This is a genomic window from Actinomycetes bacterium, assembly GCA_035506535.1.
Classification (GTDB): domain Bacteria; phylum Actinomycetota; class Actinomycetes; order DATJPE01; family DATJPE01; genus DATJPE01.
In genome coordinates, this window is sequence record DATJPE010000063.1 from 17,923 (window position 1) to 36,585 (window position 18,663).

General features: G+C 73.1%; 19 protein-coding genes, 1 tRNA gene and 1 other RNA gene. 9 read left to right on the forward strand and 12 right to left on the reverse strand.

The window, feature by feature from the left end; all coding sequences use genetic code 11:
- The first annotated feature begins 7 nt into the window (after nucleotides 1–7).
- Both VMI11_08670 and VMI11_08675 read left to right on the forward strand, forming a co-directional pair.
- Nucleotides 8–925: a hydroxymethylglutaryl-CoA lyase gene (locus VMI11_08670; GenBank protein ID HTY72483.1), complete on the forward strand. Its 918-nt coding sequence runs from the start codon at nucleotides 8–10 to the stop codon at nucleotides 923–925.
- A gap of 106 nt (nucleotides 926–1,031) precedes the next feature.
- The gene (locus VMI11_08675) at nucleotides 1,032–1,190 is read left to right on the forward strand and encodes a hypothetical protein (protein HTY72484.1); all 159 of its coding nucleotides are present in this window, start codon (nucleotides 1,032–1,034) and stop codon (nucleotides 1,188–1,190) included.
- Between the two features lie 54 nt (nucleotides 1,191–1,244).
- On the opposite strand, the gene VMI11_08680 is transcribed toward VMI11_08675, so the two are convergent.
- The 3 genes from VMI11_08680 to VMI11_08690 all read right to left on the reverse strand — a co-directional run bounded on the left by VMI11_08680 (nucleotide 1,245) and on the right by VMI11_08690 (nucleotide 3,235).
- Nucleotides 1,245–1,568 (reverse strand): TraR/DksA C4-type zinc finger protein, encoded by a 324-nt coding sequence (locus VMI11_08680; GenBank protein HTY72485.1) that lies wholly within the window; start codon nucleotides 1,566–1,568, stop codon nucleotides 1,245–1,247.
- A gap of 50 nt (nucleotides 1,569–1,618) precedes the next feature.
- Nucleotides 1,619–2,437, reverse strand: a complete 819-nt coding sequence (locus VMI11_08685) for a hypothetical protein (protein HTY72486.1) — start codon at nucleotides 2,435–2,437, stop codon at nucleotides 1,619–1,621.
- 183 nt (nucleotides 2,438–2,620) lie between these two features.
- The gene (locus VMI11_08690; protein HTY72487.1) at nucleotides 2,621–3,235 is read right to left on the reverse strand and encodes a TetR/AcrR family transcriptional regulator; all 615 of its coding nucleotides are present in this window, start codon (nucleotides 3,233–3,235) and stop codon (nucleotides 2,621–2,623) included.
- 64 nt (nucleotides 3,236–3,299) lie between these two features.
- Here VMI11_08690 and VMI11_08695 point away from each other — a divergent pair, with 64 nt between their 5' ends.
- Both VMI11_08695 and VMI11_08700 read left to right on the forward strand, forming a co-directional pair.
- On the forward strand, nucleotides 3,300–4,868 hold the full coding sequence (locus VMI11_08695; GenBank protein HTY72488.1) for an MFS transporter: 1,569 nt from the start codon (nucleotides 3,300–3,302) through the stop codon (nucleotides 4,866–4,868).
- Between the two features lie 339 nt (nucleotides 4,869–5,207).
- Nucleotides 5,208–6,881, forward strand: coding sequence for a thiamine pyrophosphate-binding protein (locus VMI11_08700; protein ID HTY72489.1), 1,674 nt, complete (start codon nucleotides 5,208–5,210; stop codon nucleotides 6,879–6,881).
- Between the two features lie 206 nt (nucleotides 6,882–7,087).
- Here VMI11_08700 and VMI11_08705 read toward each other — a convergent pair whose 3' ends face one another.
- From VMI11_08705 to recR, 6 genes are all read right to left on the reverse strand, one after another.
- Nucleotides 7,088–8,377, reverse strand: a complete 1,290-nt coding sequence (locus VMI11_08705; GenBank protein ID HTY72490.1) for a sigma-70 family RNA polymerase sigma factor — start codon at nucleotides 8,375–8,377, stop codon at nucleotides 7,088–7,090.
- A gap of 5 nt (nucleotides 8,378–8,382) precedes the next feature.
- The gene (locus tag VMI11_08710; GenBank protein HTY72491.1) at nucleotides 8,383–8,739 is read right to left on the reverse strand and encodes a YciI family protein; all 357 of its coding nucleotides are present in this window, start codon (nucleotides 8,737–8,739) and stop codon (nucleotides 8,383–8,385) included.
- A 267-nt stretch (nucleotides 8,740–9,006) separates the two neighbouring features.
- Nucleotides 9,007–10,041 carry an aspartate-semialdehyde dehydrogenase gene (locus VMI11_08715; GenBank protein HTY72492.1) on the reverse strand — a complete coding sequence of 345 codons (1,035 nt, stop codon included), beginning with the start codon at nucleotides 10,039–10,041 and terminating at the stop codon, nucleotides 9,007–9,009.
- Nucleotides 10,038–11,309: an aspartate kinase gene (locus VMI11_08720; GenBank protein HTY72493.1), complete on the reverse strand. Its 1,272-nt coding sequence runs from the start codon at nucleotides 11,307–11,309 to the stop codon at nucleotides 10,038–10,040. Before VMI11_08720 ends, VMI11_08715 begins: the two co-directional genes overlap by 4 nt.
- Nucleotides 11,310–11,587: 278 nt before the next feature.
- Complete coding sequence (locus VMI11_08725) at nucleotides 11,588–12,229, reverse strand: DUF5063 domain-containing protein (GenBank protein ID HTY72494.1); 642 nt, start codon at nucleotides 12,227–12,229, stop codon at nucleotides 11,588–11,590.
- Nucleotides 12,222–12,821 (reverse strand): recombination mediator RecR, encoded by a 600-nt coding sequence (gene recR, locus VMI11_08730; protein ID HTY72495.1) that lies wholly within the window; start codon nucleotides 12,819–12,821, stop codon nucleotides 12,222–12,224. The genes VMI11_08725 and recR overlap by 8 nt, the downstream gene beginning before the upstream one ends.
- A gap of 86 nt (nucleotides 12,822–12,907) precedes the next feature.
- Here recR and VMI11_08735 point away from each other — a divergent pair, with 86 nt between their 5' ends.
- Nucleotides 12,908–13,618 carry a GNAT family N-acetyltransferase gene (locus VMI11_08735; GenBank protein ID HTY72496.1) on the forward strand — a complete coding sequence of 237 codons (711 nt, stop codon included), beginning with the start codon at nucleotides 12,908–12,910 and terminating at the stop codon, nucleotides 13,616–13,618.
- Between the two features lie 75 nt (nucleotides 13,619–13,693).
- Here VMI11_08735 and VMI11_08740 read toward each other — a convergent pair whose 3' ends face one another.
- Nucleotides 13,694–15,637, reverse strand: a complete 1,944-nt coding sequence (locus VMI11_08740; protein HTY72497.1) for a DNA polymerase III subunit gamma and tau — start codon at nucleotides 15,635–15,637, stop codon at nucleotides 13,694–13,696.
- 68 nt (nucleotides 15,638–15,705) lie between these two features.
- Complete coding sequence (locus tag VMI11_08745) at nucleotides 15,706–16,338, reverse strand: hypothetical protein (GenBank protein ID HTY72498.1); 633 nt, start codon at nucleotides 16,336–16,338, stop codon at nucleotides 15,706–15,708.
- A gap of 85 nt (nucleotides 16,339–16,423) precedes the next feature.
- On the opposite strand from VMI11_08745, the gene VMI11_08750 reads away from it, so the two are divergent.
- The gene (locus VMI11_08750; GenBank protein HTY72499.1) at nucleotides 16,424–17,245 is read left to right on the forward strand and encodes a helix-turn-helix transcriptional regulator; all 822 of its coding nucleotides are present in this window, start codon (nucleotides 16,424–16,426) and stop codon (nucleotides 17,243–17,245) included.
- Between the two features lie 14 nt (nucleotides 17,246–17,259).
- Here the strand turns inward: VMI11_08750 and VMI11_08755 are convergent.
- A tRNA-Ser gene (locus tag VMI11_08755) sits at nucleotides 17,260–17,347 on the reverse strand.
- 69 nt (nucleotides 17,348–17,416) lie between these two features.
- On the opposite strand from VMI11_08755, the gene ffs reads away from it, so the two are divergent.
- From ffs to VMI11_08770, 3 genes are all read left to right on the forward strand, one after another.
- Nucleotides 17,417–17,513, forward strand: an RNA gene (gene ffs / locus VMI11_08760) — signal recognition particle sRNA small type.
- A gap of 201 nt (nucleotides 17,514–17,714) precedes the next feature.
- On the forward strand, nucleotides 17,715–18,023 hold the full coding sequence (locus VMI11_08765) for a type II toxin-antitoxin system VapB family antitoxin (GenBank protein ID HTY72500.1): 309 nt from the start codon (nucleotides 17,715–17,717) through the stop codon (nucleotides 18,021–18,023).
- Nucleotides 18,024–18,032: 9 nt separating this feature from the next.
- A complete protein-coding gene (locus VMI11_08770) occupies nucleotides 18,033–18,659 on the forward strand; it encodes a LytR C-terminal domain-containing protein (protein HTY72501.1) in 627 nt (208 codons plus the stop codon).
- Nucleotides 18,660–18,663: the final 4 nt, after the last annotated feature.

Sequence of the window (18,663 nt, forward strand, 5' to 3'; positions counted from 1 at the left end):
TGGGGGTGTGACCCACGCCGTGCTCGTCGAGGTGTCGCCTCGCGACGGGCTGCAGAACGAGGCCGTCGAGCTCTCGACGGCCGACAAGGTCGAGCTGGTCCGGCGCTGCGCCGTGGCCGGCCTGACCCGCATCGAGGTCGCCAGCTTCGTGAACCCGCAACGCGTCCCCCAGATGGCCGACGCCGAGCGGGTCGTCGAGGGCGTGGACGCCCTCGAGCGTCGCGCGGCGATCTCGGCGATCGGGCTGGTGCTCAACGAGCGCGGGTTCCGCCGGGCGGCCGCGACGTCGGTGGACGAGGTGAACCTGGTGGTGGCGGCCACCGACACGTTCAGCCGTCGCAACCAGGGGATGAGCACCGAGGACGCGATCCGGACGGTCGAGGTGGTGGCGCCCCTGGCAGCCGGGGCCGGCCTGGCCGCCTCGGCCACGCTGTCGACCAGCTTCGGCTGCCCCTTCGAGGGCGAGGTCCCCGTCGGGCGGGTCGTCGAACTCGCCGGGCGTCTCGCCGCCACGGGCGTCGTCGAGCTCGCCCTGGCGGACACCATCGGCGTCGGCGTACCGGCGGACGTGGTCGAGCGGGTCGGGGCGGTCCGCGCCGCCGTCGGCGACGTACGGTTGCGAGCCCACTTCCACAACACGCGAAACACCGGGTACGCCAACGCGCTGGCCGCCTTCGAGGCCGGGATCCACGTCCTGGACGCCAGTCTCGGCGGGATCGGCGGATGCCCGTTCGCGCCACGGGCGACCGGGAACATCGCCACCGAGGACCTCGTCTATGCCCTCGAGCGGTCCGGGGTCGACACGGGGTGCGATCTGGACGCGCTCATCGAGGCGAGCGAGTGGCTCGGGTCCCGCCTCGGTCGGCCGACCCCGAGCCTGGTCGCCAAGGCGGGGGGATTCCCGGGTTCGACGCGCGCCGGTTGAGCGCTGCCTCTAACCTGGGGCTCCCCGGCCGGAGCCGGGCCGGCGGGAGGAGAGGGCGACGGACACCAGGGCCGACACGACGCCGCTGCGACTCGTCGACGACGGCATGACCCCCGCCGGCGGGCACGTGCTGAGCGTGAACGACGAGGGGTCCTTCACCGTCGCGCGATGCACCTGCGGCTGGCGCTCCTTCGCCCGGCGCTCGCGCGGCGTGGCCCGCCGTGAGGCCGAGGACCACCGGCTGCTGTACGCCGCCCCCGAGTAGTCACCACCCCCGCTGGCGGCACTCAGGTCCACGCGTGCCGCGGGCAGGTCCAGGTCAGCTGTGCCGAAGGCAGGTCGTCGCCCACGGCCGCGCCTCGAGACGGCCCTCGGGGATCGTCTCGCCGCAGACGTCGCAGCGCCCGTACGTGCCCTGGTCGAGCTTCGCCTGAGCCCGCCGCACCTCCCGGAGCATCGCCTCGAGCCGTTCGTACGCGGCGACCTGGGCCAGCCGCTCCACCGCGATCGACGTCCCGTCCCCGACCCGCTTGCCGAAGGAGATGCCGCCAGCGGAGTCCTCGGGGCGGCTCAGCGCCTCGAGCTCGCCGAGCAGGTCGCCCGCCTTCGCGTCCAGCGCTGCGCGCGCGCTGTCGGGGTCCACCCGCCGAGCCTAGGACGGGTGGACCCCGTGCGTACGTAGCAGCCGTGGCGTCAGGTGAGCAGACCCTTGGCGCGGGCCCAGTCCTTCGCCGCACCCCAGAACGCGGTGTCCGCCTGGTCGGGTTGCGGCGCCGGTGTCGGCGTCGGCGCGGGTGCGGTGACCGGGACCGGGACCGTGCAGTCCCCCTTCTCGGTGAGCAGGCGGGAGAAGGTGTCCCAGGACAGGAACGCTCGCCCGTGCACCCCGAAGGAGGTGCCCCAGGAGTTGGTCAGCCAGACCCGCTTCTGCTCGACGTCGAGCTGATCGAGGACGATCTCGTGGCCGCCGCGGACCTTGCCGCTGATCGTGAGCTCGCCCTCGGCGCTGGGTGAGTCGAAGCCCTCGTACCAGTTGATGCCGATGATGACCGGCCGGACGGCGAGCGCGGCCAGCGCCGAGTCGAGGTCGAAGGTGTGCTGGTAGCCGCTGATCCAGCCTTGCTTCGCCGCCGCCTTCGCGACGCCGATCCCGGAGGACCCGGTGTCGGTCGGCGGATAGGTCCCGGGGTAGCTGTCCAGCTTGGTGGCGTCGGAGTACAGCTCGACCGCGACCTTCTCGTCGAGGGTGCCGTCGGAGACCGAGAGCGTTCCGCTCGGAAGGGTCTCGAAGAACGGCGAGGTCCCCAACAACCCGGTCATTGCGTTTCCCGTGCACGAGCCAAGGGTCCCCTGGTCGAGCACTGGCACGTGGCGGGCATGGTGGACCGACGCCAAGGTGATACCGGTGATGTCGAAGGCGTACCGGCGGGACCGCTCGTCGTGCTCGACGAGGCGACCCAGCCCCCGTACGTCGTAGGTGTCGTCCTGCAAGGTGACGGTGTATTCGGCCATTCGGCCTCCCCGGTTCGCGCCGCCCGAAGCGGCGGTGTGGTCGGGCACGGACAGCGGCCGCGAAGCCGCCGGCACCCGTGAGTCCAGGCTCCCCCACGGGACCGACGCCCGTCCAGGGCCGGTACGGACGACTGCCCCTCGGGGCGAGGCGGTGCGGTCCGCGACTCCCTCCTCCGCGGGTGGCTACAAGCCGCGGCGGACGACACCCAGCGAGACGCGCAGCGCTCGGGCGACCTCCTCGTCCGGGAGGATCCGCAACGGACCCTCCACGAGCAGCGCGGAGAGTCCGTGCACCATCGACCAGGCGGCGTACTCCGCCCCGTCGCGCCGATCGGCATCGAGAGCACCGACGGCGACCAGGTCGTCGAGACAGGCTCCCAGCAGGCCGTACGGCGAGAGCCCGCTGCGGCCGACCCCCTCCTCGCCCACCGCCTCGGGGTCGGCTCCGACCGAGAAGGCGGTCCGGAACCAGCCGGGCTCGCGACGCGCGAACTCGACGTACGCCGTGCCGATCGCGTCCAGACGATCCCACGCTCGCCGGACCCGAACCCTGGTGGTGACCCTGGCCATCCGGTCCTCCATGAGCAGGGCGAGCTCACGCATGGCGCGCGTGCACACGGCGGCGAGGAGGTCGTCGAGGTCGGTGAAGTGACGGTAGGCCGCGTTGTGCGACACGCCCGCCGCCCGGCTGACCGCCCGGAGCTGGACCGCCTCGGGGCCGCCCGCCCGGGCGAGCTCGACTCCGGCGTCGATGAGACTCTCGCGCAGCTGACCGTGGTGATACGTGCGCGTCGTCATGTTGACAGTGTCCACAACCTCTGCCAGGCTCGTCAATGTTGTCAGTGTCAACATAGGAGCATCCATGACGACGATGACCACCGCTCGGCGCTACGCGGTCCTGGCGACCGTCTGCCTCGCCGTCTTCGCGATCAACCTCGACACGACGATCGTCAACGTCGCGCTGCCCGATCTCGCCCGCGAGCTCGGCGCCACCACGCGGCAGCTGCAGTGGATCGTGGACGGCTACAACCTCGCCTTCGCCGCCCTCGTGCTGACCGCCGGCGCGCTCGGTGATCGGTTCGGCCGCCGGCCCGCGCTGCTGCTCGGCCTGGCCGGGTTCGCGCTGTGCAGCGGGGTCGGAGCGGCCGTCACCTCGCCGGAGGCACTCGTGCTGGCGCGGTTCGCGATGGGCGCCTGCGCGGCGCTGATCTTCCCGACCACGCTGTCGATCCTCACCAACACCTTTCCCGAACGTTCCGAGCGGGCGAAGGCGATCGGGGTCTGGGGCGCGGTGACCGGTCTCGGCGTGGCGGTGGGCCCGGTGGCCGGGGGGCTACTGCTCTCGAACTTCGGCTGGCCCTCGGTGTTCGTCGCGCTCATCCCGGTGGCGCTCGTGGCCTTCGTGGCGACATACCTGCTGGTCCCGGAGTCGAGTGACCCGGCGCAGGCGCGCATCGACTTGCCCGGCCTGCTCCTGTCCTCCGCGGCGATCGGCCTGCTCGTCTACACGATCATCGAGGCGCCCGGTCGTGGCTGGGGCAGTCTCGCGTCGGTCCTGGGCTACGTCGGGACCGCGGCATTCGTCGCGGCGTTCGTGGCCGTCGAGCGCCGTCGAGCGCACCCGATGATCGACCTCAGCCTCTTCCGTACCCCCGCGTTCTCGGCCGCGAGCGGCGCCGTGACCGTGGCGTTCTTCGCCCTGTTCGGGTTCATCTTCCTGATCACGCAATACATGCAGTTCATCCGCGGCTGGGGCGCCCTGTCCACCGGCGTGCGCATCCTCCCGGTGGCCGTGACGATCGCGGTCGGCTCCACCGTCGGCGTCGCCCTGGCCCAGCGGGTCGGGACGCGGGCGGTCGTCGTGAGCGGGCTGCTGACCTTCGGGACGGCGTTCGCGTGGATCGGCGTCTCGCCGGCCTTCATGTCCTACGACCGGATCGTGGGCCAGATGGTCCTCATGGGGCTGGGCCTCGGGCTGACCACCGCGCCGGCCACGGAGTCGATCCTTTCCGTGCTGCCGCCGGCGAAGGCCGGCGTCGGGTCGGCGGTCAACGACGCCACCCGTGAGGCCGGCGGGACGCTCGGGGTCGCGGTCATCGGCAGCGTGTTCACCTCGCTGTACGCCTCCCGCCTGGGGTCGACCGCGTTCGCCCAGCTCTCCGAACCGCTCGCCCGCGCCTCCCGCGAGTCCGTCGCCGTCGCGCTGCGGACGGTGTCGCAGGCTGACGCCGGGGTGCGGGTGGCCCTGCTCGACGGGGTGCGCGAGGCGTTCATGACCGGCCTGCACGTCGCCTGCTTCGTGGCCGCCGGCGTCTGCCTGCTCGGCGCCCTCGGCGCCCTCCTCCTGCCCGGCCGCGACGCCGCCCGGGCGCTCGCCACCGCCCGTGTCGAGCCGTCGCTCGGGCTGACCCCGGCCCTCGACCCCGCCTGACCCCCTCCTCAGACCCGGCCCCCCCGCAGCCCCCCTCCGTTGCAGCGCCCCCTTCGATGCAGCGCCCCCTTCGATGCGATGAACGCGGCGTCGTTGCACACCTGGTGGCATAACGCCGCGTTCATTGCAACGCAGGCTGGGTAGGTCGGACCCGTTCGGGGTCCGCATGGGTCAGGCTGGGGGCATGACGGGTCGCGGTGCCAGGAGCGGAGGTTGTCGCGGGAACCTGCCCGGCGCCGCGGGCGGGCGCGGCGTCGGGAAGGGCAGTTCGCCGCGGAAGCAGGGACGGCGGGTGAACGGCGTCGGGAATGGTCGTCGTCGCGGGCTCGGGGGCCGCGGATGAGCGGCAGCGGTTCCGCCGGTGGGTCCACCACGGCCGGCCGGGTCCTGGACGTCCTCGCCGGGGCGGGCGTACGGACGGTGTACGGGCTGCCGGGGGTGCACAACCTGGCGTTCTGGGACGCTCTCGGTGAGCACCGTCCGCGGATCCTCGGCGTCCGCCACGAGCAGACGACGGTGTACGCCGCCGACGGCGCGGCGCGCGCCACGGGAGGCCTCGGCGTCGCCCTCACCACGACCGGACCTGGGGCAGCCAACACGCTCGCGGCGTTCGGCGAGGCGGCGGCGTCCCGCTCAGCCGTCGTCCTCGTCGCGAGCGACGTACCGGCCTCGCTTCGCCGTCCCGGCCGGCCACGAGGGTTGCTCCACGAGAGCCCCGACCAGGGGGCGTTCTTCGCCCCACTGGCCAAGGCCGTGCTGCAGCCGTGGACGCCGGAGCAGGCCGTCGCCGCGGCGGCGGACGCCGTGACGGCGGCCCTGAGCGCCCCACGCGGACCGGTGTACCTCGGGATCCCGGCTGACGTCGCCTGGGCGGAGGCGCCCGCGGCCAAGCTGCGCCGGATGCCGCAGCCGAGACCACCGGACCTGACGGCCGTGGAGATGGCGGTCGCGCTGCTGCGCCGCACCGACCGGGTGCTGATCTGGGCGGGCGGGGGCGCCGTCGCGGCCGACGCCGGGGAAGCCGTCACCGACCTCGCCTGGCGGCTGGGCGCCCCGGTCGTGACGACGTACGCCGCCCGGGGGCTGCTCGGCGTGGGACACCCGCTGCTCATCGACGCCCCACCCCACGAGCCCGAGGTCGAGGCGCTCATCGGCGCGGCGGACCTGCTGCTCGTGGTGGGCAGCGCCCTCGACGCGATGACCACGCGGAACCAGACGATGCCGCGGCCGCCGCTCCTGGTCCGCGTCGACGCCGACGAGCGGACCGCACGCGAGGGGTGGCCCGCGGACGTGGTCGTCGTCGGTGACGCCGCGCTGACGTGCGCCGCGCTGGCGCTTCGGATCCCCGAGCGGGCGCCGTGGGCAGACGAGGTGTATCGGGTCCGCGACGCCGTACGCCGAGGTGTCGCCGCGGACCCGCGCACCGCGGAGGCGGCGGCGTTCCTCGAGGCGCTCGAGGCCGCCTGGCCGGCGGCGGGGGACGTGGTGTGCGACATGGCCGTCGCCGGCTACTGGACCGGCGGCTACGCGGCGATGTCCCGCCCGCGGCGGCTGCAGTATCCGATCGGCTGGGGCACGCTCGGGTACGCCCTGCCGGCGGCGCTCGGCGCCGCCTCGGCGACCGCGCGCCCGGTGCTCGCGGTCAGCGGCGACGGCGGGGCGACGTACGCCCTCCCGGAGCTCGCCACGCTGGTCCAGGAACGGCTGCCGGTCTGCCTGCTGGTGGTCGACGACGCCGGCTACGGCATGCTGCGCTTCGACCAGGACGCCGGCGGGCACCCCCGCCGCGGGGTCGACCTGCTCGGCCCGGACTGGGTCGCGCTGGCGCAGGCGTACGGCGTCGCCGGTCGCGAGGTGACGCCGGTGGCCGACGACGGCGGGGCGGACCTGCGCGCGGCCCTGGCGTGGGCGGCCGGTCTGCGGGCGCCGAGCCTGCTGCACCTGCCCGGGGCGTACCTGCCACCGCGGACCACCTCGCCGCGCTGGTCCGAGCTCACCCCCGGGTCGACCTGACCCACCGCCCGCTCCGGCGCCAACCGCCCGCCTTCTGCAGAAGTCCCTTTTGTCCGGTTCTGGCGTGCCGGTACGGGGGACAAATGGGACTTCTGCAGAATCCGGCGCTGCAGAAGTCCCATTTGTCCCGTGTCTGGCCCAGCGGAAATGGGACGAAAGGGACTTCTGCAGAATCGGGGGCGGCGGAAAGGGGCGGAGGCGCGCGGCTAGGCGAGGCGGGCGGCCCGGTCGAGCAGGTAGGTCCGCTCCGCCGCGGCCGAGGCGAGGCCGGCCGCCCGGACGTACTCCTCGCGCGCCTCGGCTTCGCGACCGGCGTCCTCGAGCAGGTGAGCACGCACCGAGGCGACGCGGTGCGACCCCGGCAGGCGTGGGGCCACGCCGTCCACGAGGGCCAGGCCGGCCTCGGGGCCGTCGACCCGGGCGACGGCGACCGCACGGTTCAGCGTGACGAGCGGGCTCGGTGCGACCAGCTCGAGCAGCCGGTACAGCAGGCTGATCTGGCGCCAGTCGGTCTCGGCGTCCGAGGCCGACTCGGCGTGCACCGCGGCGATCGCGGCCTGGATCCGGTACGGGCCCGCGAACCCCTCGGCGAGCGACTGGACCACCAGCGCGCGCCCCTCCTCGATCTGCTCCCGGTCCCACCGCCGCCGGTCCTGCCCACCGAGCGGGACCAGCCGCCCGGCCTCGTCCAGCCGAGCGCCGCGCCGCGAGTCCTGGAGCAGCATGAGGGCGAGCAACCCCCGCGCCTCCGCGTCGTCCGGCGCCAGGCGGACCAGCAGCCGGCCGAGGCGGATGGCCTCGGAGCACAGCTCACGGCGCACGGGTACGTCGCCCGCGGAGGCGGCGTACCCCTCGTTGAAGACCAGGTAGACGACGTGGGCGACCACGGCCAGCCTCGACCGCAGCTCCTCGCCCTCGGGCAGGCGGAACGGGATCCGCGCCAGAGCGATCTTGCGCTTGGCCCGCACGATGCGCTGCGCCATGGTCGGCTCCGGCACGAGGAAGGCCGCGGCGATCTCGGGGGTGGTCAGTCCCGCGACGGTACGCAGGGTCAGCGCAAGCTGGGCCTCCTGCGACAGCGCGGGGTGGCAGGCCAGCATGAGCAGGGCCAGCTGGTCGTCGGCCAGCGGCGCTTCGAGGTCGGCGGTGTCGTCCGGTCCGGGCAGGACCGGCCCGGTGCCGCCCTCGCGCAGCCCCAGCGCCTCGGCCTCCTTCGGCACCCGCAGCCGCTCACGGCGCAGCCGGTCGACCGCCCGCCGCCACGCGACCGTGGTCAGCCATGCGGCGGGGCGGTCCGGTACGCCGTCGCGGGGCCAGCGTTGCCACGCCTCGACGCAGGCCTCCTGGAGGGCGTCCTCGGCGAGGTCGAAGTCGCCGAGCCGGCGTACGAGCGCCGCCAGGACCAGGCCGTGCTCGTGGCGCAGTACCCGCTCCAGGGCCGGCGCCGCGACGCTCCGCGCCGCCGAGGCGGTACCGGGATCCGACGTCGGGCACACCGCGATCAGCTGCCCGGAAGCTCCATGACCGGACGCACCTCGATGGACCCGTAGCGCGCGTCGGGGATCTTGGCCGCCCACTCGAGCGCCTCGTCGAGGCTGTCCACGCGGATCACGTAGTAGCCGAGGAGGACCTCCTTCGCCTCGGCGTACGGGCCGTCGGTCGTGGAGCGGACACCGTCGCGGACCTGGACGGTGGTCGCCGTGTCGACCGACTGCAGCGGGTTGCCGTCGACGTAGACCCCCCGGGCGCGCAGTTCGGCGGTATAGGCGTCGTACTCGGCGTAGATCCCCTGCGCCTGCTCCGGCGGCAGGTCGGCGTACACGCTGGGGTCGACGGCGATGAGCAGGACGTAGTCCATGCGGGTCCTCCTGGCGGCACGGGAGCGGCTCGGCCGCTCCGGGATGGTCGCGAACAGCGGCGGCGCCGCTGCTCATCATGACGACGAAGGGCCCCGCCGTGAATCGACACCTGACCCGGATACCGCAGGCCTCGGTGCCGCTCGGTCCGGCCAACCCCGGTCCCGCACGCCACATGTGGCGGGTTCTACGTCACTGAGCCGGCCCGGAGTGACGCAAAGCCCGCCGCATGTGGGGCATGGGTTGTGGGTCAGCGGGCGGCGAGCCGGTCAGCGGGCGGCGATGAGGAGCTCGGCGATCTGGACCGCGTTGAGCGCGGCGCCCTTGCGCAGGTTGTCGCCGCTGACGAACAGGGCGAGGCCGCGCCCGCCGGGGACGCCGTCGTCGGCGCGGATTCGGCCGACGAGCGAGTCGTCCCCTCCGGCCGCCTCCAGCGGCGTCGGTACGTCGGCGAGCCGCACGCCGGGCGCGACCGCGAGCAGCTCGAGCGCGCGCTGCACCGACAGGGGCCTCGCGAACTCCGCGTTGAGGGACAGCGAGTGCCCGGTGAAGACGGGGACGCGGACGCACGTACCGGACACTGCGAGGTCGGGGATGCCGAGGATCTTGCGGGACTCGTTGCGCAGCTTGCGTTCCTCGTCGGTCTCGCCAGACCCGTCGTCGAGCAGGGAGCCGGCCAGCGGAAGCACGTTGAACGCGATCGGGCCGACGTACTTCTGCGGCGCGGGGAACGTCACCGCCGACCCGTCGTGGGTCAGCTCGGCGGCCCGGTCGACGACCTCCCGTACCTGCTTGTCGAGCTCCTCGACCCCGGCGAGGCCACTGCCGGAGACCGCCTGGTAGGTGCTAGCGACCAACCGAACCAGGCCGGCCTCGTCGTGCAGCGGCTTGAGCACCGGCATCGCAGCCATCGTCGTGCAGTTGGGGTTGGCGATGATGCCCTTGCGGGCCTCGTGTACGGCCTGCGGGTTGACCTCGCTCACCACGAGCGGGACGTCGGGGTCCATCCGCCAGGCGCTGGAGTTGTCGATGACGGTCACGCCCGCCGCGGCGAAGCGCGGGGCGAGCACCCGCGAGGCGGCCGCGCCGGCGGAGAACAGGGCGACGTCGAGCCCGGTGGGGTCTGCCGTGGCAGCGTCCTCCACCTCGATCGCCGCGTCGCCCCAGGACAGGACCGTGCCCGCCGAGCGGGCCGAGGAGAAGAACCGGATCCGCCCGACCGGGAAGCCCCGCTCGGCCAGGACTTGACGCATCACCCCACCGACCTGCCCAGTGGCGCCGACGACGCCGACGTCGACGCTCATCGCCCGGTCCCGCCGTACACGACGGCCTCGGCGTCGGCGTCCAGCCCGAACGCGCTGTGCGCGGCCCGTACGGCGTCATCGACCGCGTCGGAGCGGCAGACCACCGAGATGCGGATCTCGGAGGTGGAGATGAGCTCGACGTTGACCCCCGCGTCGGCCAGCGCCTCGAAGAACGTCGCGGACACCCCCGGGTGCGAGCGCATGCCCGCCCCGACGAGGGAGACCTTGCCGATCTGGTCGTCCCACTGCAGGGACTCGAAGCCGATGGCGTCGCGAGCTCGCTCCAGGACCGCGAGCGCCTTCGCGCCCTCGGTCTTGGGGAGGGTGAAGGAGATGTCGGTACGTCCGGTGGCAGCCGCGGAGACGTTCTGCACGATCATGTCGATGTTGATCTCGGCATCGGCGACGGCGCGGAAGATCGCGGCTGCCTCGCCGGGCTTGTCCGGTACGCCAACGACGGTGACCTTGCCCTCGCTCCGGTCGTGGGCGACCCCGGAGATGATCGCCTGCTCCATCGCTTCTCCTTCTGCTGGGGGCTCCGCCACCACGTAGGTCCCCTCGCGGTTGCTGAACGACGAGCGCACGTGGATCGGGATGCCGTAGCGGCGCGCGTACTCGACGCACCGCAGGTGCAGCACCTTCGCCCCCGCGGCGGCCATCTCGAGCATCTCCTCGTAGGTGATGCGCGGGAGGCGGCGGGCGGAGGGCACGATGCGCGGGTCGGCACTGAAGACCCCGTCCACGTCGGTGTAGATCTCGCAGACGTCCGCGCCGAGCGCGGCCGCGAGCGCGACGGCGGTGGTGTCCGATCCGCCGCGCCCGAGCGTCGTGATCTCCTTGGTGTCCTGGGAGACGCCCTGGAAGCCGGCGACGATGACGATCGCGCCGCCGTCGAGGGCCTCGCGGATGCGGCCGGGCGTCACGTCGATGATCCGCGCCTTGCCGTGGGTGGAGTCCGTGATGACCCCGGCCTGGCTGCCGGTGTACGAGCGGGCCTCGTGCCCGAGGTTGGCGATGGCCATCGCGAGCAGCGCCATGCTGATCCGCTCGCCGGCCGTCAGCAGCATGTCCAGCTCGCGGGGCGCGGGCATCGGGGTGACCCGTTCGGCGAGCTCGATCAGCTCGTCGGTGGTGTCGCCCATCGCCGAGACGACCACCACGACGTCGTCGCCGGACTTGCGCCGGGCGACGATCCGGGCGGCGACGGCCTTGATGCGTTCGGCGTCGCTGACCGAGGAGCCGCCGTACTTCTGGACGACGAGTGCCACTGCTGGCCTCCAGTCATCCGGTCTCGAGTCGGCCCCGGGTCACGTCGGTGCGACGTACGGTCGCGTACGTCGACGCGCGGGCGGACGACCCGTGCCGACCGCCCCGAGAAGTTTACCGGGGCCTCCGCAGCCACCCCCCGCCGTCCGCATCCTGGACCCCATCGCGCGTCGTCCCGTTTGCCGCGCTCACCTGCACCCTGTCCTGCTCGAATGAACGCGGCATTCCTCCAATAGGTCCGACTGAACGCCGCGTTCATCCGAAAGGGGGCGGGGGAGGGTCAGTCGCGGAGGAGGGCGTCGGCCTCGGCAGCGGTCGCGGACTCCTCGTCGACGTCCAGCCGCTGGTGGGACACGATCGACAGCAGCGCGCGCTGGGCAGAGAGGGCCTGCTGGCCCCAGCTGGACAGGTACGAGAACTGCCACCACCAGAGCGCCTCGTCGAGGCGGCCGCCGCGATAGTGCCGCAGCCCGTGCGAGAGGTCGCCCGCCACGTCAGCGATGTCGTCGGAGATGCGACCGAGGGTGGGCTCGGTGGACAGCAGTGGGTCGAACACGGCGGCGTAGTCGTCGATCCCCTCGAGCAAGCCGGCCAGCGACTCGCGCAGCGGGTCGAGGTCGGGGTCGGGACCGGTGTCGGTCTCGAAGCGCTCGACGGGAACCACGTCGTGGACGGCTCCGAGCATCGCGCCCGCCATCGAGACCTGGGCCAGCTGCACGATGAGCGCGGAGATCGCCGTCTCGGGAGCGGCGCCTGTGGCGACCTCGGCCACCCCGGACAGGAACGTGGCCGCATGGCCGGCGATCTCCCGCGCGAAGTCGGACAGTTCGCCAGCCTCGAGCGCCACCGCCGGTACGTCCTCGAGCGGCGCGTCGCCCGAGGACGCATCGCCGGACCCCGGCCCGGACGTCAGGTCAGACATCGAGCAACCTCCTGCCCTCGAAGGCCCGCCCCAGCGTGACCTCGTCCGCGTACTCCAGGTCGCCGCCCACCGGCAACCCGCTGGCCAACCGGGTGACCCTGAGCCCCAGCGGCTTCACCAGCCGGGCCAGGTACGTCGCCGTCGCCTCGCCCTCGAGGTTCGGGTCGGTCGCCAGGATGAGCTCGGTGACGACGCCGTCCGCCAGGCGGGTCAGCAGCTCCTTGACCCGCAGGTCGTCCGGCCCGACGCCCTCGATCGGGCTGATCGCCCCGCCCAGCACGTGGTAACGGCCGCGGAACTCCCGGGTGCGTTCGATCGCCACCACGTCCTTGGGCTCCTCGACGACGCACAGGACCGCCGGGTCTCGGCGGGGGTCGAGGCAGATCCGGCACTGCTCGGCCTCGGCCACGTTCCCGCACGTCGAGCAGAAGCGGACCTTGTCCTTCACCTCGGTCAGGGCGTGGACGAGACGCCGTACGTCCGCGGGATCCGCCGCCAACAGATGGAAGGCGATCCGCTGCGCGCTCTTCGGCCCGACCCCGGGCAGGCGCCCGAGCTCGTCGATGAGGTCCTGCACGGCGCCCTCGTACACGTGGTGAGCCTACGGCGTCGTCCGGACGACCGGCCGAACGCCCAACTCGCTCGACAGCGGCGTGGCGCCTTCGCGAGCATGCCGTCGTGGAGCCCTCACGCCAGCAGTCGACCTCAGCCGAGCAGCCGGAGACCCAGCCCGGACCGCCGGAGACCCGACCCGGACCGCCGACCTCGATCGAGCCGTCGGTCTGGTCGACCTCGTTCGCGCCCCCGGAGCGCATCGAGCTGGGCGACGTCGTGCTCCGGCGCTCGAGGCTCGCCGACACCGAGCTGGCCGTGGTCGCCGTGCGCCGCTCCCTGACCCACCTCCAGCGCTGGATGCCGTGGGCGGTGGACGGCTACGACCTCGGTGAGTCCGCCGACTACCTGCGCCGCAGCGAGCTCGAGTGGGACCAGGGCACGGCGTTCAACTACGCCCTCGTCGACCCCGCCGACGCCTGGCTGGGCTCCTTCAGCCTGATGGGCCGCGTCGGACCGAACGCGCTCGAGATCGGCTACTGGGTGGCGGTCGACCACGTGCGGCGCGGCCTGGCGACGCTCGGCGCCGCGGCGCTCACCAGCGCCGGCCTCGCCCTCCCCGACGTCGGCCGCATCGAGATCCACCACGACCGGGACAACCTGGTCAGCGGTCGGATCCCGGCGCGGCTGGGGTACGTGCGACTGCGCGAACAGCCCGCGCCCGAGGTCGACGTCCCGAACGGATCGGGCGTGCACGTCGTCTGGGCGATGGAGCAGGACGCGTGGCCGGGAAGCCCCGGCGCGGCGCTGGTCGCGGCAGCGCGCGGCGCCGCCTGAGCGTCGGGGACGCCGGAGACGCGGCGCGTCCGCCGGCTCGGCCGACGGCGCGACAGGAGGCGACCCGGCGGCGGCTCAGGCCGGACCGGACTCGCTGATCACGCGGCCGCCGAGCTCGCGCTCGATCAGCTGCGCACCGCTGACGCCGGGATCGAGGTCCTCGTCGTCGTCGCGCTCGGCGCCACCCGCCGGCTGCGCGGGAACCGACGCGGGTCCCTCCCCAGCCGTCCCCGCCGCCTCGGCGGGTGGCTCGACCGTCGCGGCCGAGCCCGCCTCGCGGCCGCCCGCCGTGCCGGCGCCGGGGTCCAGCACCGCGTCGATGCGCCGGTCCAGTCCCAGGACGTCGATGAGGGCCTGGCGGACGATCTCGTCGTGCCCGCCGCCGGTGAAGTTGCGGCGCTTGCCCTCGTTGGCGAAGGCGAGCACGAGCACCCGGTCGTCGAGCGAGGCGACCTGCACGTGCTCCATGAGCAGCATCCAGGTGACCCGCTTGTAGGTCTTGACCCGCTCGACGACGTCCGGCCACATCTGACGGACCGCGAGGACGTCCACCGCGGCCGCACTGCCGGGGAGCACCACGACCTCCTCGGAGGCCTCGGCGGGAGACGTCGCGGCGGCGACGGCATCGTCGTCGGAGATCGCCCGCGCGGCTGTCGGCGGGGCATCGGCCGCTCCCGTGGAGCCCCGCGCTGGGGGCGGGGGCGGGGGCGCGGCCGGTGGTCCGTCAGTCGGGCTCGCGGGAGGGGGTACAGCGGCAGCGCGTACGGGCGTCGCGGTCGGCTCCCCTGCCGCACGTGACCCTGCCTTGGCCGGAGGAGGCCCCTGACGGGGCGGATGTGCCTCGCCCACCGCGCCGACCACGTCGAGGCGACGCTCGAGACGGTCGAGGCGCGCGTGGACGCCGCGGACGTCGTCGTCGACGCCGGGCAGCAGGACCCGCGAGCACACGATCTCGAGCAGCAGCCGGGGCGCCACGGCCCCGCGCATCTCGGTCAGGCCGGTGTTGACCACGTCGGCCGCCCGGGCCAGCTGGCCGGAGCCGAACCGGCTCGCCTGCAGCGCCAACCGCTGCGCCTTGTCCGCCGGAGCCCGCACGATCCCGCGCTCCGCCGCATCGGGCACCGCGTCGATGATCATCAGGTCGCGCAGTCGCTCGAGCAGGTCCTCCGCGAAGCGGCGCGGGTCCTCGCCGGTGTCCACGACGCGATCGATGGTGGTGAACAGGGCCGCGCCGTCGTACGCCGCGAACGCGTCGACGACCTCGTCGAGCAGGGACTCCTCGCTGTAGCCGAGCAGGGCGGCCGCCATCGCGTACGTGACGCCGTCGGGCCCGCTCCCGGCGACGAGCTGGTCGAGCACGGACAAGCAGTCGCGGACCGAGCCGGCGCCGGCTCGCACGACGAGGGCCAGCGCCGCGTCCTGGACGGTGACACCCTCCTTGGCGCAGATCGTGCGCAGGTGCTCCTCGAGGGCGCGTGGCGGCACGAGGCGGAAGGGGTAGTGATGGGTCCGCGACCGGATGGTCTGCAGCACCTTGTCCGGCTCGGTCGTGGCGAACACGAACTTCAGGTGCTCGGGCGGCTCCTCGACCAGCTTGAGGAGGGCGTTGAAGCCGGACGTCGAGACCATGTGGGCCTCGTCGATGATGTAGACCTTGAAGCGGCTGGCCACGGGGGCGAAGAAGGCCTTCTCCCGCAGGTCCCGAGCGTCGTCCACGCCGCCGTGCGACGCGGCGTCGATCTCCACCACATCGATGCTGCCCGGCCCGTTGGGAGCCAGGTCGACGCAGCTCTGGCACACCCCGCACGGCTCGGGCGTCGGGCCCTGCTCGCAGTTCAAGCAGCGGGCGAGGATGCGGGCGCTGGACGTCTTGCCGCACCCGCGCGGGCCGCTGAACAGGTAGGCATGGTGGACCCGGTTGCTGTGCAGCGCCTGCTGGAGCGGTCCCGTGACGTGCTCCTGGCCCACGACCTCGGCGAAAGTCGCCGGCCGGTACCGGCGATAGAGGGCGAGGGACACGCGGCCACCATAGCCAGCCCCGCCGACGGCCCAGCAGTCCGTGCACATCCGCCCGGGCGGCCCGCGAGCTACACCGTCACACCGACGCGCTCGGTGTCGTGAGCGGGCCAGCGAGCCCACAGGAGCCCACTCGTGATCAAGGTCCACACCAGGAAGATCACGAAGCCGATCAGCTCCGCCGGCGACACGACCAGAAGCGCGACCGCGAGCGAGATCCAGCCGAGCCACACCGGAAGGGCTCTACTCCTCAGGATCGCGAGCCAGACGGCGACCGAGAAGGCGAACCAGCCGCCCGCGCTGACCAGGACGAAGTCGTTGGCCGCGACGTTGAGCGCCTGGAGGCCCGCAGGCGCGAGCGCCGCCGGGCGGTCGGCGAGCGCCCAGTGCACGCTCGCGGACAGCATCTGACCGCCGGCGAGGAGCGTCGCCCCGGCCATGGCGAAGGTCGCGAGCCCGTCCTGCGCGTACCGGTGCAGGTGTCGACTGACGACGACGGAGAAGGCGAGGAAGGCCACGAAGGCGAAGGTGAGCAGCGCCGCGCCGACGCGTTCTTGCATCCGGTGATCCCGGTAGTACGCGAGAACCTGAGCAGCGGACGCGCCGCTGCCCGGTGCACCACCGACACTCACACCACCGGCCAGCACCAGGATGACGAAGAGGACGCCGGTCCACGGGGCGGCCCTGTCCCAGCTCTCGCGCACGAACGACTCCCTCCTCGACGGATCCCGACAGTGTGGGTCGCGACCGGGGAGTCCGGCCATACGCACTTCGGCGTACGCTCAGGTCGTGCCCGGGCGGGGTGTGGAAGAGCGGCTGCTCTCGCTCCTGCCCGACCTCTACGCGCTGACCCCGACGCCGGATTTCCCGATCAGGGCCGTGACGGTGACCCGGCGGTTGTTGGGCGGGGACAAGGGTGTGTACACCGAGTTCGACCATGCCACCGGGGACTTTCGAGCCCTCGTCGATCCGGTTCCTGTCGAGCTCGCCGGGCTGACGGAAGCACGCATCGCGTTCATGCCCCAGCATCCCGTCTTCCGGCATGTCCTGGCCGGCGGTCAGGCGGATGCCCGAACGATCTCCGACTTCCTCTCACCGGGCGCCTTCAGACGGCTCGCGTTGTACGGGGAGTTCTTCGCCCCACTGGGCGTGGCCGACCAGATCACCGTCCTGCTGACCGACCGGCACGACCAGCGGGCAGCCGCCGTCTCCGTCGACCGGGGCAGGCGAGGGTTCGACGACCAGGATCGCGCGGCGCTGAGCCTGCTTCGCCCGCATCTGGCGGCGGCACGGCGCAATGCTCAGCACTTCGCGTCGGCCTCCAAAGGCGGCACCGCGTCACAGGCTGAGCGGGCGGCGGGCGCGCTCGGGCGGCTCACCGATCGGCAGCACGAGATCCTCGCGCTGGTGGCAGCCGGCCGCACCAACGCGCAGATCGCCCGCGGACTCGACCTCAGCCCGGACACGGTGCGAAAGCACGTCGAGAACATCCTGGCCCGCCTCGGCACCACCAATCGGACCTCGGCTGCCATCACCTACGAACGCGCCAGGGCCAGACACGCCCAGCCGGTCTGGACCGCCGAGATACCGGCGTTGGTGCGCAAGCAGTAGCCGAGCGCGCCCTCTGGCGGAGGATGCGGGATTTGAACCCGCGAGGGGTCTCCCCCAACGCGCTTTCCAAGCGCGCGCCATAGGCCACTAGGCGAATCCTCCGCCGCCGAGGGTACCGGTCGGCTCGCCCGGTCCGGAATCCGCGAACACCGGCTGGCCCGTACCATGGCCCACGACCCCTCGTGCGGCGTCATCTCGCTGAACCCCCCCAGGGCCGGAAGGCAGCAAGGGCAGGCGGGCTCTGGCGGGTGCGCGAGGGGTCCTCGCCTACCCGGCCCCAGACCCAACTCGGCCGCGCCCACCGATGCGATGAACACCGATGCGAGGAACACCGATGCAAGGAACACCGATGCGAGGAACACCGATGCGAGGAACGCGCCGTAGTTGCGCACCTAGGGCAACCACGCCACGTTCATTGCGAAGAAATGGGTGGGCCGGGGGGCGCGGGGTGGGCCGTAGGCTGTCGGACGTGATCTTCAAGCGGGTGGGTGAGGGGCGTCCCTACCCCCAGCACGGGCTGACCATCAAGGACTGGGCCAAGGTCCCGCCTCGGCAGGTACGCCTCTCCGAGCTGGTCACGACCAAGCGGGCGTTGGACCTCGAGGCGCTTCTGGCCGACGATGCGACCATCTTCGGCGACCTGTTCTGCCATGTGGTGCGCTGGGATGGCGAGCTCTACCTCGAGGACGGGCTGCACCGCGCGGTACGCGCTGCGCTACAGCAGCGGCAGGTGGTGCACGCGCGTGTGTACGAGGTAACCGAGCACGACCCGACGTAAGGTCGGGCCATGTCGACCCTCTCGCCGGTCGGTCGCTCCGGCGGAGGCCCGGGACGTCACCTGCGCACCGCGCTGGTCCTGCTCGTGGGCCTCGCCGCGCTCGTGGCCGCCGGGTTCGTGGGCTGGACCCTGGCGGGTCGGGACAACACCACCGGGGCCAGCGGCCCCAGCCCCTCGGTGTCCACCAGCGCCTCGTGCACACCCAGCGCGCGGCCGAGCCCCACCGCCACGAAGACGCGCGCCTCCTCCAGCCGATCGGCCAAGGCGCACCCGAGCTCGACGGCGCTGCCCAAGCCCAAGACCATCACGGTCAACGTCTACAACTCGACGTCGCGCAGCGGACTGGCTCACACGACGGCGACCCAGCTGGCCGCGCGCGGGTTCACCATCGGCAGCATCGGCAACGACTCCGCGCCCCAACCGGTGATGGGCGTCGCCGAGGTGCGCTACGGCCCGCACGGCGTCGCGCAGGCGAGGGTGGTCGCTGCCCAGGTCCCGGGCGCCAAGCTGGTGGAGGACCACCGACGTACCGCCGACGTCGACCTCGCCGTGGGCGCCAAGTACAAGCACCTCGCCACGCCCGCCCAGGTCAAGGCGGCGCTGAGCCCGGCCGCCAAGCCCTCGCCCAGCTGCTGAGCGG